Origin of the sequence: Brevundimonas sp. NIBR10, from assembly GCF_027912515.1 — a bacterium.
In the GTDB taxonomy this organism is placed as follows: Bacteria; Pseudomonadota; Alphaproteobacteria; order Caulobacterales; family Caulobacteraceae; genus Brevundimonas.
In genome coordinates, this window is record NZ_CP115464.1 from 2468387 (window position 1) to 2482599 (window position 14213).

Here is a 14213-nt window from a genome sequence, read left to right on the forward strand (position 1 = left end):
GTTCTCGTGTCTTGCCTCTGGTTCGTCATGCGTCTCTCCCTCGATGACTTTTGAAGTTGGCGTTTTTTAATCAATGCCTCACGGGCATTGTATTTATTCCGAGGCACGATTTGCCTCTCGCTTCGCACGGTACATTACATGGTTCGGCGCTGGGAGCGATTCTCTTGCGCATCGGGGGGGCGATTTCTAGGGCCCCGTCGAATGCCTGAATCCCCCAGGTATTTTCAGGTGGGAAGGTAACGATCCCACTCGAAGGGGACAATGACGAAGAAGGGAGCCGCCAGCAGAGGCTGCACCTCACCGCTGGCCCAGCGCTCCGTCACTCTGGCCCTCAAGGCCTCCGCAGTTGCAACAGGGTCGGCGTCGAGGAAGCAGTAGGTAATGCGAAGCCCTCGGGCGTCGGAGTTGTAAGGCGCGGGGGCCTCCAGTCCGTCGAACCACCAGACGCCCGCGACGCCGGGGATTTCGACGAGCGAAGCAGGAGAGGCCTGGCCGCGCTCGATCATCAGATAGACGCCGAGCGCCGGTCTCCAGGGGATGACGTCCGCCCCGGCCACCGCCCTGTCGGCCGCAACCTTGCCGACGAGTTCAGAGGTCATGAAGCCGACGCTGGGAAGGCGGATCGGCATCCGTCCCCCTTCGTTCAGGGCATTTCCCAGCGTGTTGAATCCGGGAATGCCACCCTCGTCGGTGAACATATAGGTCATCACATGGTCGGCTGCGTCGTAAGGCTCTGCACTGGCGGCGCGAGCCGCGCGACAGGCCGGCGTCGAGACCAGGCGCAAGGCGTTGCGTATTTGCGGAAGGCGGTACTGCTCGGGCCGGTGATCCAGCGAGTGCCAGGCGATGTACTCCGCGTCGCGGCCGTCTGGGTGTCTGGCCGACAACGAGAAGAACACGAACCGGACGGCGGTCTCGCCGGTGCCGAGCACGTCGGGAAGCTGTTCGGATGGCGTACCGTGAAGGATCATGACCGGGTTTCAATCTGCTTGGGTAAGGGGGCGTGATGCGCTGTCATTCGGGGCCTGCGGGTACGTCCGTGGTCAGTGCCGTTGGGTCCAGGACGCCACCCGGCGAAGTCCGCACCTGCGTCCGCTGCAACCGGCGGCGGGTGAACACCCACTGACCATCACGTTTTTCATAGGTCTCGTGATAGAAGCCGAAGCCGTGGAGCCAGTGGTCTTCGCCGTCCTGCTTCCAGAAGATGTTGTCCTCCATCGCCCAGATGCCTTTCGCGACGGTCGATCCGTCAAAGGTGATTTCCGGCGTGTGAGAGTGGTGGACGGTGATCCTCGTGTGGTCGAGGATGCGTTTCACGTTTGCGATCATCTCGTCAGCGGAGTTCCATGATGGAAATCCGTCGTTGTGCGATTGGTGATCCGGAGCGTGCAGGGACAGGTAAGTGTCCCAGTCCTTGGTGTCGACCGCGCGATCGCGCCGGGCCTTCAGCAGCTTGATGTCTTCGATCGCCACCAGCCGTTCGATGTCGGTCATCTCTGTCATGATGCCCGTCCTTGCCGCGATACGACAACGCCCCACCGTTCGCTTGTCGGCTTTGCGGCGGTCATGTTTCGACCCTCGGACGAGGCGGGAAGTCCGCGCCTGGCGACGACGCCGTGTGGAGATATTTCAGTAACCGGCTGGTGAACAGCCATTCTCCGGCTCGCTTCTCATAGGTCTCGAAGTAATGGCCGAAGGCGAGAAACCAGTGATCAGCTTCGCCCTGCTTCCAGAGGGAGAGGCCTTTCATCGCCCAGATCCCTTTGGCCCTGTTCTCGGTCTCGAAGGTGATTTCCGGCGTGTGGGAATGGTGAAGCGTGGTCAGGCTTTCCATGATCTCGCGGATGTTGGCGATCATTTCCGCAGCCGTGGTCCAGGCCGGATAGTCGCCGTTGTAGGAATGGTGATCGACGGCGTGAAGGGACTCGTACAGGGCCCAATCCTTGGTGTCGGCCGCGCGATCTCGCCGAGCCTTCAGGAGATGGATCGCCTCTAACGCCTTCAGTTTTTCCAGGCCGGAAATTTGCAATACATCGCCCCCGTGTCATTTTATGATTACACCTGTTAGCTTTCGTGGCAAGCGGGGACAGCTGCAGTCGGGTTCGCTACGGTGACCCCCGAGGTAACGCCTCGGCCTCGCGCAGATTGCACCAACGCCAGCTCATTTTAGGGATCCGTCATGGCTATGACCCTGGACCTGAACCGCTCAACGACGATCTCCGATGACGAGACTCTGCTGGCTAAAGTGCCGCTGCGTGTCGTTGATCAGGAGAAGATTCCGTCCCGGCGATACTACGATAAGGCCTTCTTCGATCTCGAACGTGAAAAGCTCTGGCCGCACGTCTGGCAGATGGCGTGCCGGCTCGAGGAGGTGGCTGAGGTCGGGGACTATGTCGAATACAAGATACTTGACCGATCGGTCATCGTGGTCCGCACCAAGAACGGGGTAAAGGCGTTCCACAATGCGTGTCGGCATCGTGGTCTGACGTTGGTCGAGGGCGCGGGCAACTGCAAGACCAAGGGTTTCGTATGCCCCTTCCATGGCTGGCGCTGGAACATGGAAGGCGAGAACACCTTCGTCTTCGGCAAGCAGATCTTTTCCGAGGAGTTGCTGGACAAGGCCGAGTTGAGCTTGGTCCCCTGTCGGCTGGAGACCTGGGGCGGCCACGCCTTCATCAATTTCGACGACGACGCGCCGTCACTGCTCGATTCACTCGGGCCAGTGGCCGAGCGCCTGGGCATCCGCAATCCTGACGGGCTGAAGATGGAATGGTGGTACGCGACCGAGCTCCCCACCAACTGGAAGCTTGCGATGGAGGCCTTCATGGAAGGCTACCACACGATGAAGACCCATCCGCAGCTGCAGGATCTGTCGGCGTTCAATCCGTATGGGCCTGATGCGGACGGCCCGACGCTCATTCAGAAAGACCTGGACTCCCGTGGACATATCGACCTGTTCACGCGCTTCCTCGCGCGGTTGAGCAGCGGGATGGCGGGCATGGTCCATTCGAGTGAGGTCAAGATCGCTGAAAGCCTCGCGGGCATGGACCTGCCCGAAGATCCCATGGCCGCCTACGGGGTGTTCCTCGATCGCCTGAAGACCGAAATTCATCAGCAGGGTGTAGCGAACGGCCTGCCGATACCGGACCTGAACGCCGCCGACCTCGCCAACCCCCACCGGACGGTCGAGTTTCTGTTCCCCCACTATTTCCTTCTGCCCTTCTACGGTTCGATGTCGGCCTATCGCATTCGTCCGCTGACCCCAGAGACCTGCCTCTTCGAAATCTGGTCTCTGGCCTTTCTGCCGGACGATCCTGCGCGTGAACCGGTAAAGGCCCCCATCGTGCTTCCCTACGACAGCACTGATTTCCCGGAGATCCCCCGTCAGGATTACGAAAATCTCCCGCGTCAGCAGCGCGGCCTTCATGCCGTCGGCTTCGACTACATGCGGCTGTCAAAGGATGCGGAGGGGCTGATCAGCAACTACAATCGTCTGATTGACGGTTATCTGGCCGAACTGGATCCCGCGAAACTCGCCAAGGCCCAGCACCTCACCAACGATGGCTTTGAACACCCGATCGTCGACATCGGCTTTTAGGGCCTCAAGCGGAGAGGGAACAACCTGACTGGTCTTGGAATCGATCGCGACGCAGGATGTATTCGGTGGCCAAGGGGCCGCAGTTGGGCCGAAGACCACGATCAATGACCGAAGCAGGGCTCAAGCGACAGCGGAATCTTCGCGGTGAAGGCGGTCGCCTGAGGCAGGAGGTGGTCGAGGCCGCCATGCGGATTCTGGATCGATCTCCGGGGAGCCAGCTCAGTCTTCGCACCGTCGCCAAGGAAGCCGGCGTAGCGGCTCCTTCGCTCTATCGGCAGTTCGATGACGCTTCGGCCATGTTGAGGGAGGTGGAGCGCGAATGCTGGCGGCAGCTTGGCCTGGAAATGTCTGCAGCCGCCGAACAGGTCCAGGAGGAGCCGCCGCTTTCGCGCCTGCAGGAACAACTCGGCGCCTATGTCCGGTATGCGATGCAGAGGCCTTCTCGATATCAGCTGCTGTTCGCCACTCAGCTCTCCAGCGATACCGACGTCGATGGGCCAGTAAGGCCCGCCTACCGTCCAGTCGTCGAGACCATCGAAAGTCACGCCCGATCGGGCGGCAAGCTTCCTACAGCGGATACCGCCTCGTCTGCCATCCTGACGATCTCGCTTGCGCATGGCCGTATCGCTTTGGCCCACTTGGCCCCGGCGCGACCGGGCAACTCTGCCCCCTTGGTCGAGGGTTTCATACGCGAGACCCTTGGCCGACTGTTCGCGGACTGACGGAATGGACCGCCTGCATTGCATTCCTCTAGCATTCGAGCTAACACCTGTTAGCTAATAGGGCCGCGTGGCCCCTTGATGCGCTTGGGCAGGACCCGGGAGAGATCGATGACAGGACGCCTGGGCCGCCTCTCTGGCAAGGTCGCGATCATCACGGGCGCCAGCAAGGGTACGGGCGCCGTCATGGCCAGGCAGTTCGTGAACGAGGGCGCCAAGGTCGTCCTGGTGGCACGACGTGAAGCCGAGGTGCTCGCGGCCGCAAAAGAGGCGGGTGAGGGCGCGATCGGCGTGCGGGCCGACATCACCAACGAGGACGATATCCGCATCATGGTCGACCGGGCGCTCGAGGCGTTCGGACAGATCGATATCCTGCTCAACAACGCCGTCATTCCCGGGCAGGACAAGTTCGTCTGGGAACAGACGCTCGAGAACTGGAACGCTGTGATCAGCGTCGCCCTCACTGGCCCCATGCTGTGTGCGCGAGAGGTCTTGCAGCGCTCGATGTTGGAGCGGCGGACCGGGTCCATCATAAATTTCTCATCGACGGCCGGTTGGACCGGGATGCCGCGCAAGTCCCACTACGTTACGGCCAAGGCGGCCCTGCGCGCGCTTACGAAGGTGATTGCGACCGAGGCCGGCGAGTTCGGAATCCGCTGCAACTGCCTGGTCCCCGGAGGAATCGAGACCGATCTCTGGAAAAACTGGGGCATCCGGATGGCGGCAGAACAGGGCATCAGTTTCGAGGACTGGAAAACCAAGGCCCTTTCCGAGGTGCCGTTGCGCACGATTTCCCAGCCGGAAGACATCGGCAACCTGGCCCTTTTTCTGGCCAGCGATGAAAGCCGGACTATCACCGGACAATCCATTAACTGTGACGCCGGCGGCGTCATGGTGGGCTGAGGGCAAACGTCATGACAAGCGATCATTCGCCAGTAGAGGCCCGGCTGCAGAAGCTCGAGGACCAGCTTGCCATCTATCAGGTGGTCAATAGCTATGGCTATGCGGTCGATGGTCTGAATGCCGCAGCTGTCGGGGCCTGCTACACGGATGACGGCGTCTACGCTGTCGGCGACATCGGGGAGATGAAGGGTCGAGAGACCATCGAGGCCATCACGCGTGATCCGGGCCACCTCGCCTATGTCGGTGCCGGCTGCGCGCATATGTCGACCGTGCCGCATGTCCTGGTGGAGGGCGACAAGGCGATCGCCACCTGCCACACAATGGTGGCCAGGCATGGTGACGACGGCTTCTTCATCGGTCGGCTGAGCGCGTCGCGCCTTGAGCTCGCTCGGCAATCGGACGGTGCGTGGAAGATTGTCCATCGCCAGAACAACATGCTGGATGGCGATCCTGCCGCCTCCCGATTGCTCGGCCGCCTGAAGGAGGGCCCGGGGCAATGAGTGCACAACCGCCGATCCGTGTCGGAATAGTGGGGGCCAACGCGAAGCGGGGCTGGGCGCGTGACGCTCACATCCCCGCGCTCCGAGAACTCTTGGGGGATTTTGTCCTATCGGCGGTCTCGGCCCGGACTCAGGTCTTGGCCGAGGAAGCGCGCGAAGCCTACGGGGCCGAGGCAGCCTTTGGGGATTCACTCGAACTGGCCCGCAGCCCCTCGATCGATCTGGTTTGCGTGGTGGTCAAGGTGCCCGAACATCGCGCCGTCGTCCTCGCGGCCCTGGCGGCAGGCAAGCACGTCTATTGTGAATGGCCTCTGGGTTGCGACCTTGCAGAGGCGCAGGAGATGGCCGCAGCAGTCGGTCCAGAGAGCCATGTGATGATCGGCCTACAGGGCCTCTCGTCTCCCGCGGTGCGCGCGGCGATTGATCTTGTACAGAGCGGCTCCGTCGGGCGTCCGCTGGCGATGCGGGTGTTTTCCCCCACGGCCGGATGGGGCATTCAAGCACCGCCTCACTATGCTTATCTTCAAGACAAGCGAAACGGCGCAACCCTGGAGACCATCGCGGGCGGTCACACCCTGGCGGTGATGGAGGCGCTCGTCGGTGCGTTCGTCGAGGTGGATGCGCGCAACAGCATCCTGCACAGTCAAATCGATGTGGTCGGGGAGGGGGCTGTCGAGCGGACCTGCGCCGATCACATGATGGTCCTGGGGCGTCATGCCGGGGGCTGTGTGTCGACCCTCGAAGTCGCGGGGGGCGTCACCGGAAAGCCCTTCCGGCTGGAGTTGGACGGTGACGCGGGATGGATCCGCATCACCGGGGATTTCGTCGGTGGGTTCCAGGGGGGCGTTCTGACCCTGGAGACCAGCGTGAACGATCCGCCGCCTGTCGTTGCGACTACAGACCTGACCGGGCCGCCGGCGAACCTGGCCGAGAGCTATGCGCGCCTGGCCTCGGACATCCGCGCCGGACAGCGAACAGTCCCCGACTTTGAACGCGCGGTTCGGCTGAGCCGACTGCTTGAGACCATCGACCTAGCATCGACGTCCGGCCACCGGACGACAGGAGCAACGACATGAAATTCACCATGGCCATCCCCGTCGGCGATATCACGCCCGGCGAATTTCAGACCACAGAGGCGTTGCGCGAGATGGCGGTCGCGCTTGAAGCGGCGAAGGTCGACGCCTGCTACCTCACCGACCATCCGGCCCCTTCAGCGGAGTGGCTGCACGCCAATGGCCATGACGCGGTCGATCCGTTCACGACATTCGGCTTCCTTGCGGCGATGACGACGCGGTTGAAGTTCCACACCAACATCTTGGTCATGCCGTACCGAAATCCATTCCTGACGGCGAAGGCCGCCGCCACCTTGCAGGTTCTGTCGGGTGGTCGGCTGATCCTCGGCCTGGGAGCCGGTTACCAGAAGATCGAGTTCGAGGCCCTGGGCGTGGACTTTCACAAGCGCGGCGCGATTTTCGACGAAGGCCTCGAAGTCCTGCGTCTGGCATGGGCCGGGGGCGCCGTGGTCAAGGAAGGCCGCAACTTCATTGCCCGAGGCAACGAGCCCCGGCCCACGCCCGACACCCAGCCGCCCGTCTGGATCGGCGGCGGCAGCGACAAGGCCGTGGAGCGCGCTGCCAAATGGGGGGACGGCTGGTCGCCGTTCTTTGCCGCGCCCGGCATGACTTCCCTCAATCAGGAGTCCGGCATCCATTCGGTCGAGCAACTGAGTGGCAAGATTTCGGATCTCCAGGAGATGAGGGCCGCCCAGAACAAGGCGGGGCAGTTCGATATCTGCATCGGACCGCAAGAGAAGCTGGTGTTCGGCTCCAGCGACGGCATCCAGAAATATATCGATGACATCGGCGAGCTAGCATCCGTGGGCGTGACCTGGGCCATGGTCGAGCCTCCACACCCGAGCCGACAGGCCTATATTGAACACGTGCAGTGGTTCGGCGAGGAGATCGTCGGTCGCCTGTTCCCGTCCAGCCGGTCCGATACAGCCGCGTCGCCCGGAGAAGAGTGGTGACGACAGTCCTTTCGTTGCGCCAGCGGAGCATGTGAATGTCGGGCTTCGCGTCAGACCTGTCCGCCGGGGCGATCGCTGCAGTGGTGGAGGCCACGCCGCTGCACAGCCTGGTCCGCGACGCCGAGGCCCTGACGCTGGCGCATCACGGAAGCATGGTCACCTATTCGCGCAAGGTGTTCATCCCGCTCACACGTCTCTGCCGAGACGTCTGTCACTACTGCACCTTCGCCACGACGCCGAGCCACGTCGAGAGCGCCTATCTGGATCGTGAAGCCGTGCTGACGATTGCGCGGGCGGGAGCCAAGGCCGGCTGCCGCGAAGCTCTGTTCACGCTCGGCGATGTCCCCGAGGCCCGCCATCCGGCCGCTCGCAAGGCGCTGGAAGCCCTGGGTCACGAGACGACCCTGTCCTATCTGCGCGAGGTGGCCCAACTGGTCCTCGACGAGACAGGGCTGCTGCCCCATCTCAATCCGGGCCTGATGAGCGATGCAGACTTTGCCGCGCTTCGGCCGGTCGCGGCGTCCATGGGCCTCATGCTGGAGTCCACGTCAGAACGGTTGGGTCAGCGCGGTGGGCCCCATTACGGGTCGCCCGACAAGGCGCCGGGCCATCGCCTCGCTTCGATCGAGGCGGCGGGCCGTGCGGCCGTGCCGTTCACCACCGGGTTGCTGATCGGCATCGGCGAAACCCGGGCTGAACGGGTCGAGACCCTGGTCGCGATCCGCGATCTGCATCTGCGTTACGGTCATATCCAGGAAGTCATCGTCCAGAATTTCCGCGCCAAGCCCGGTACGAAAATGGCGGATCACCCGGAGCCCTCGCTCGGCGATCACCTTTGGACGGTCGCGGCGGCCCGGTTGATCCTGGGCGGAGAGATGACGATCCAGGCCCCGCCCAACCTGCAGTCCGACGCTCTGCCGCAACTGCTCGCAGCCGGGGTCAACGACTGGGGCGGGGTGTCGCCCGTCACGCCTGATCACGTCAATCCTGAAGCGCCCTGGCCGCACCTGGATGCCCTCGCCAAGGTCACGGCCGCTGCCGGACGGGTCCTGGTCGAACGTCTCGCCGTTGCGCCCCGGTTTGCCCTCAAGACGGGCCATTGGCTGGATCCGAAACTGGCCACCCGCGTCCGCCGCGCCGTCGATGCCCGAGGACTACCGGTGGTTGAAGCCTGGCGCGCGGGAGGCGTCGAGCCTGCGCCCTCGATCCTGCAGACAGGCGTCACGACGTCGTCGAGGCGGATCGACGAACTCATTGCGCGGGCATCGGTCGGTGAACGGCTCGACGTGTCCGACATCACAACGCTGTTTCTGGCCGATGGACCTGACATTGCGCGCCTGTGCGCCGCGGCGGACGAGCTTCGCCGTCAGGCGTCGGGCGATGCGATCACCTATGTGGTGAACCGCAACATCAACTACACCAACATCTGCCTGTACCGCTGCACCTTCTGCGCCTTCTCCAAGGGCGGGACGCGAGACCTGCGGGGGCCTGCCTATCTGGTCGAGGATGCCGAGGTCGGGCAGCGCGCGGCAGAGGCGGTCGCCCGTGGCGCTACCGAGGTCTGCATGCAGGGTGGCATTCACCCGAAGTTTGACGGGCACACCTACCACCGACTTCTGGGCGCTGTTCGTACCGCTGCTCCCGATGTGCATATTCACGCCTTCTCGCCCCTGGAGATCAGCCACGGTGCCAGCAGCCTCGGCATGCCTCTGGACGCCTATCTTGCCTGGCTGAAAGAGGCGGGGCTCTCGACCTTGCCGGGCACCGCCGCCGAGATCCTTGACGATGAGGTTCGCGCGCTCATCTGTCCGGACAAGGTCAACACCCAGGGGTGGCTGGACGTGATGCGGGCCGCCCACGAGGTGGGCCTGCGCTCGACCGCCACCATCATGTTCGGCCATGTCGACGGCTATCGACACTGGGCGAGGCATCTGTTGGCCATCCGCGATCTGCAGGAACAGACTGGTGGATTCACCGAGTTCGTGCCTTTGCCGTTCGTGCATATGGAAGCGCCGATGTGGCGCAAGGGCGGCTCTCGTTCGGGCCCCAGTTTCCGCGAGGCCCTGCTGATGCACGCGGTCGCCCGGTTGGTGCTGCATTCCTTCATTCCGAACATCCAGGCCAGTTGGGTGAAGATGGGGCCGGATGGTGTGGTTGCGGCCTTGCGAGCCGGTGCCAACGATCTAGGCGGGACGCTGATGGATGAGTCGATAACCCGGGCTGCCGGCGGCCGGCACGGCCAGCTTTGTGGTGCCGAACAGATGAGTGCGTTGGCTATCAGGGCCGGTCGGCCCCTGGTTCAGCGCACCACGACCTACGGGAGCGTCGCCAGCCGCGCTCCTCTCAAAACAGGAGCTTGACGTGAGCGAGACGAATATCGGCAAGATCGGGGTCATCGGTGGAACGGGGGCCCTTGGTTCCGCCATTGCCCGACGACTCGCAAAGGCCGGCCGGACGGTCATCGTGGGGTCGCGGACGCTGGAAAGCGCTGCATCGGCAGCTGAAACTCTCGGGTTCGGAATCACCGGCCTGGCCAACGAAGACGCCGCCGCCACCGCCGACATCGTGATCGTCACGGTCCCCTTCGCCGCCCAAGGCGATACGCTGCGCCAGATCGCGCCTCATCTGACCGGCAAGATCGTCGTCGACACCACGGTGCCCTTGGTCCCACCAAAGGTCATGCGCGTCCAACTGCCGCCTGAGGGGAGCGCCGCCGTGCGGGCTCAGGGAATTCTCGGGGATGGTGTGACGGTTGTCTCCGCCTTCCACAATGTGGCGGCCCACAAGTTGATCAAGGACGAGGATGTCGCCTGCGACGTTCTGGTGTTCGGTGATGACAAGGCTGCGCGCACGAAGGTGATCAGTCTGGTCCGTGACTGCGCCCTGCGGGGCCTGCATGGCGGGGCCCTGGTGAATTCGGCGGCGGCCGAGGCCATGACCTCGCTGCTCATCTTCATCAACAAGACCTATGCGGTCGACGGCGCCGGGTTGCAGATCACGGGCACGCTGACAGAGCCGGCCGACTGAGCATGGGCGCGCGGTCCGTCGAGATCCATCCGCTTGTCGGAATCGGGGAAGTCCGGCCGGGCGAAATCCTCGAGGACCTGCTCGTCGCCGCCCTGGATGAGGCGGGCCTGACGGTGACAGGCCACGACATCCTCGTCGTAACCTCCAAGATCGTGTCCAAGGCCGAGGGTCGCCTGGTCGATCTTGCGACCGTTCGGCCGGGAAATGAAGCGCGTCGTCTGGCCGAGATGACGCGAAAGGACCCGCGGCTTGTCGAACTGGTCCTCGGCGAGTCGGCCTCGGTGGTTCGTGCCGTTCCCCACGTCCTGATTACACGTCACCGCCTGGGATTGGTGATGGCCAATGCCGGGATAGACCAATCCAATCTCGGGAACGCGACGGCCGAGCAAGTACTGCTCCTGCCCTCGATCCTGACCAGTCAGCGGATCGTTTGAGAACAGCCATGGCGAAGCATTTTGGCGTCGCTCCGGCCATCGTCATCTCCGACAGTTTTGGCAGGCCTTGGCGACATGGCGTCGTCAATGTCGCCATCGGGGCCAGCGGACTTCCGGCGCTGCTTGACAGGCGTGGGGAACCGGATCGTGACGGGCGCACACTCGAGGTGACCCAGATCGCCTTGGGCGACATGATCGCAACGGCGGCCGGATTGGTGTGCGGCGAGGGCGACGAGGGCATTCCTGCGGCCCTTGTCAGGGGCTATCGATGGAGCGGCCAGAGCTTTCCGGCGACTGCACTTGTCCGGCCCGCTGAACAGGACCTGTTTCGATGAGCGGGCGCACCCTTGTCCTGACGGGCGGGGTCGGCGGCGCCAAGCTGGTGCTCGGACTTCAGCAGGTCGTGGAACCCTCCAGCATCACCGCCATCGTCAACACGGGCGACGATTTTCGCCACCTAGGCCTGTGGGTCTCACCCGATATCGACACCCTGCTCTACACCCTCAGCGGACAGGCCAATGCAGCTCAGGGGTGGGGACGCGAGGGCGAAACCTGGGCCTTCATGGAAGCCCTTCGCCGATTGGGGGGCGAGGACTGGTTTGCCCTGGGGGACGGTGACCTGGCGCTTCATGTCCTTCGGTCGGCTCGGCTGGCGACAGGAGACACCCTGACGACGATCACGGCCGATTTCGCAAGCGCGTGGGGTATCGGCGCGCGCATCCTGCCCATGAGCGATCAGCCGGTATCGACTCATCTCGATACCGACGAGGGCGACCTGGCCTTTCAGACCTATTTCGTCGAGAAGCGGTGTCTGCCCGTCGTCCGTCGCATCGACTTTCAGGGCGCGGCTGCCGCCCGGCCAGGACCCGATGTAATCTCCACGATCCTGGCCGAAGACGTACGGGCCATTCTCATCGCGCCGTCCAACCCCTATCTGAGCATCGACCCGATACTGGCGGTTCCCGGCATTCGAGACGCCCTCCATTCAGCGCGGGCACCCGTGGTGGTGGTGTCGCCCGTCGTCGGCGGTAATGCCGTCAAGGGGCCAACGGCCAAGCTCATGCGAGAACTCGGGAGTGCTGTGTCGCCCGAAGCCGTGCTCGCGCACTATGGGGATGTGGTTGACGCGATGCTGGTCGACGAGCGCGACGCCGTTCTTGACCTCGGCGTGCCCTACGATGTCTGCGACACTCTAATGCACACTCTGGCTGACCGCGCGCGGGTGGCCAGGGCGGCGCTGGCGTTGGCGGACCGGCTGCAATGACCGCCTGGACCGCTCTTGTGCCGATCAAGTCGGCAGGCCGGCGCAAGACCCGGCTGGGCTCGGTGTTCAGCGAGGATGCGCGAGACGAACTCGCGGATCGCATGCTGCACCGAGTGCTGGCGGCGCTGGCCGCCTCACCATCGGTGAGGGAGGTCATCGTGCTTTCGTCGGTGCGCCCGAAGGGTTGGCGCGGGCGATTAAGCGTCGATCACGGTCGCGGCCTGAACCCGGAACTGGCGGCTGCTGCCCGGGGCATTGCCGGCCGGTTGATGGTTGTCCACGCAGATCTGCCGACCCTGGCCCCGGCTGACGTGGAAACCCTGGTCGCGATGGGTGAGGGTGGCGCGGCCATCGCACCTGATCGTTGGTCACGCGGGACCAACGCCTTGGCCGCGCGCGAGGCCGGCAATCTAAGGTTTGCCTTCGGTCCCGACAGTCTGGCGCTTCACAGGAGCCTCATGCCGAGCGCGGCGATCGTGCGCCGGCCTGGCCTCGCTCTCGACCTCGACCTTCCACGCGATCTGGAGGACGCCGTTGGGCAGGGATTTCTTCCACCGACGTCGCTCGGGGCCAAGGTGTCGACCGCGTTTGACATTTCGCTTCAAGCTTTCACCTGTTAGCTTGATGGTTCTCGTATTGCCCAGGTTTGGTAGGTCGATCGTCCGGCCATTCGGCAACGGGCGCAGGAGCGGCCACGGGTTGCACATTATAGGAAGCGACCCGGCTGACCGGGTCTCTTCAGTCACAATCAAGGTTAGCAGGAGACGACGGACATGACGGACGCCACCCCCCCGATGCAGCATGTGCCGGCGCGGGATATTCCCATCCCTGCTTTTCTGAGCGACATCGCCCGCGCCTATCTGGGTCCGGGCATGCCTAGCCCACCCTATCCGCCGATCGAGGACAAGACGGCTTGGCGGGCGCTGGTGTCGGCGACCGATGAGGCTGTGCTGCCCTTCCTGAGCGGCATGATGGCTCATTTTCAGGCCGAGGTGGAAACCCGGGACGCCGATGGTGTGCGCGTCTACGATATCCAACCGCAAGGCCTCGCGTCGGACAGTCGTGGTGTCGTCCTCGACCTGCATGGTGGCGGGCTGATCATGTGCGGCGGAGAACTGTGCCGCATGATGGGTATCGGTTCCGCAGCGCGCCTCCAACGCAGAATCTGGGCGGTCGACTACCGGATGCCGCCGGACCATCCCTATCCAGCCCCCCTGGACGACTGCATCTCAGCCTATCGCGCGCTGTTGAGCGTGGTGTCCGCGACCGACATCATCGTCAGCGGAGGATCGGCCGGCGGCAACCTGGCTGCCGCGTTGATCCTGAGAGCCCGGGATGAAGGTCTGCCCCTGCCAGCCGGTCTGGTCCTGGCGACACCCGAGATCGATTTGACGGAATCCGGCGACAGCTTCCACACCAACAACGGCGTTGACCCGGGGCTCAGAAGCCTGATGCCTGTCAACCTCCTGTATGCCGACGGGCATGACCTGGACCATCCCTATCTGTCGCCATTGTTCGGCGATCTGACCAAGGGGTGGCCTCGGACTATCCTGACGACAGGCACCCGCGACCTCTACCTCTCGAATACGGTTCGGATGCACCGCGCCCTGCGGGCCGCGGGCGTGTGGGCGGAACTGCACGTCACCGAAGCCGGGCCGCACACTGGCTTCCCCGGGGCGCCGGAGGGCCTGGCGATCGACGAGGAAGTCCGGCGATTCATCGCAGAATGCCTCGGCTGAAGT

At 63.8% G+C, this 14213-nt stretch carries 14 protein-coding genes and 1 pseudogene; 12 read left to right on the plus strand and 3 right to left on the minus strand.

Features of this window, described 5'->3' with window-relative positions; genetic code table 11:
- Positions 1–224: 224 nt before the first annotated feature.
- The 3 genes from O5K39_RS12080 to O5K39_RS12090 form a co-directional block, all read right to left on the minus strand.
- Positions 225–971 carry a hypothetical protein gene (locus tag O5K39_RS12080; protein ID WP_271143877.1) on the minus strand — a complete coding sequence of 249 codons (747 nt, stop codon included), beginning with the start codon at positions 969–971 and terminating at the stop codon, positions 225–227.
- A 43-nt stretch (positions 972–1014) separates the two neighbouring features.
- A complete protein-coding gene (locus O5K39_RS12085; protein WP_271143878.1) occupies positions 1015–1503 on the minus strand; it encodes a nuclear transport factor 2 family protein in 489 nt (162 codons plus the stop codon).
- 61 nt (positions 1504–1564) lie between these two features.
- On the minus strand, positions 1565–2029 hold the full coding sequence (locus O5K39_RS12090; RefSeq protein WP_271143879.1) for a nuclear transport factor 2 family protein: 465 nt from the start codon (positions 2027–2029) through the stop codon (positions 1565–1567).
- 150 nt (positions 2030–2179) lie between these two features.
- Here O5K39_RS12090 and O5K39_RS12095 point away from each other — a divergent pair, with 150 nt between their 5' ends.
- From O5K39_RS12095 to O5K39_RS12150, 12 genes and pseudogenes are all read left to right on the plus strand, one after another.
- Complete coding sequence (locus O5K39_RS12095; RefSeq protein WP_271143880.1) at positions 2180–3598, plus strand: aromatic ring-hydroxylating dioxygenase subunit alpha; 1419 nt, start codon at positions 2180–2182, stop codon at positions 3596–3598.
- Positions 3599–3783: 185 nt separating this feature from the next.
- The gene (locus tag O5K39_RS12100; RefSeq protein WP_271143881.1) at positions 3784–4320 is read left to right on the plus strand and encodes a TetR/AcrR family transcriptional regulator; all 537 of its coding nucleotides are present in this window, start codon (positions 3784–3786) and stop codon (positions 4318–4320) included.
- Positions 4321–4428: 108 nt separating this feature from the next.
- Complete coding sequence (locus tag O5K39_RS12105) at positions 4429–5220, plus strand: SDR family oxidoreductase (RefSeq protein ID WP_271143882.1); 792 nt, start codon at positions 4429–4431, stop codon at positions 5218–5220.
- A gap of 11 nt (positions 5221–5231) precedes the next feature.
- Positions 5232–5720 (plus strand): nuclear transport factor 2 family protein, encoded by a 489-nt coding sequence (locus tag O5K39_RS12110; protein WP_271143883.1) that lies wholly within the window; start codon positions 5232–5234, stop codon positions 5718–5720.
- Positions 5717–6796: a Gfo/Idh/MocA family oxidoreductase gene (locus O5K39_RS12115; protein WP_271143884.1), complete on the plus strand. Its 1080-nt coding sequence runs from the start codon at positions 5717–5719 to the stop codon at positions 6794–6796. Before O5K39_RS12110 ends, O5K39_RS12115 begins: the two co-directional genes overlap by 4 nt.
- Complete coding sequence (locus O5K39_RS12120) at positions 6793–7746, plus strand: TIGR03619 family F420-dependent LLM class oxidoreductase (protein WP_271143885.1); 954 nt, start codon at positions 6793–6795, stop codon at positions 7744–7746. The genes O5K39_RS12115 and O5K39_RS12120 overlap by 4 nt, the downstream gene beginning before the upstream one ends.
- Positions 7747–7781: 35 nt before the next feature.
- Positions 7782–10106 carry a 5-amino-6-(D-ribitylamino)uracil--L-tyrosine 4-hydroxyphenyl transferase CofH gene (gene cofH, locus O5K39_RS12125; protein WP_271143886.1) on the plus strand — a complete coding sequence of 775 codons (2325 nt, stop codon included), beginning with the start codon at positions 7782–7784 and terminating at the stop codon, positions 10104–10106.
- A gap of 1 nt (position 10107) precedes the next feature.
- Positions 10108–10773: an NADPH-dependent F420 reductase gene (npdG, locus tag O5K39_RS12130; protein WP_271143887.1), complete on the plus strand. Its 666-nt coding sequence runs from the start codon at positions 10108–10110 to the stop codon at positions 10771–10773.
- Between the two features lie 2 nt (positions 10774–10775).
- Positions 10776–11542: pseudogene (gene cofE / locus O5K39_RS12135) on the plus strand (coenzyme F420-0:L-glutamate ligase).
- Entirely contained in the window at positions 11539–12471 is a 933-nt protein-coding gene (gene cofD, locus O5K39_RS12140; RefSeq protein WP_271143888.1) for a 2-phospho-L-lactate transferase, read from the plus strand. Before cofE ends, cofD begins: the two are co-directional and overlap by 4 nt.
- Positions 12468–13091 (plus strand): 2-phospho-L-lactate guanylyltransferase, encoded by a 624-nt coding sequence (gene cofC / locus O5K39_RS12145; RefSeq protein ID WP_271143889.1) that lies wholly within the window; start codon positions 12468–12470, stop codon positions 13089–13091. The genes cofD and cofC overlap by 4 nt, the downstream gene beginning before the upstream one ends.
- Before the next feature lie 153 nt (positions 13092–13244).
- Positions 13245–14210: an alpha/beta hydrolase gene (locus O5K39_RS12150; protein WP_271143890.1), complete on the plus strand. Its 966-nt coding sequence runs from the start codon at positions 13245–13247 to the stop codon at positions 14208–14210.
- Positions 14211–14213 lie beyond the last annotated feature (3 nt).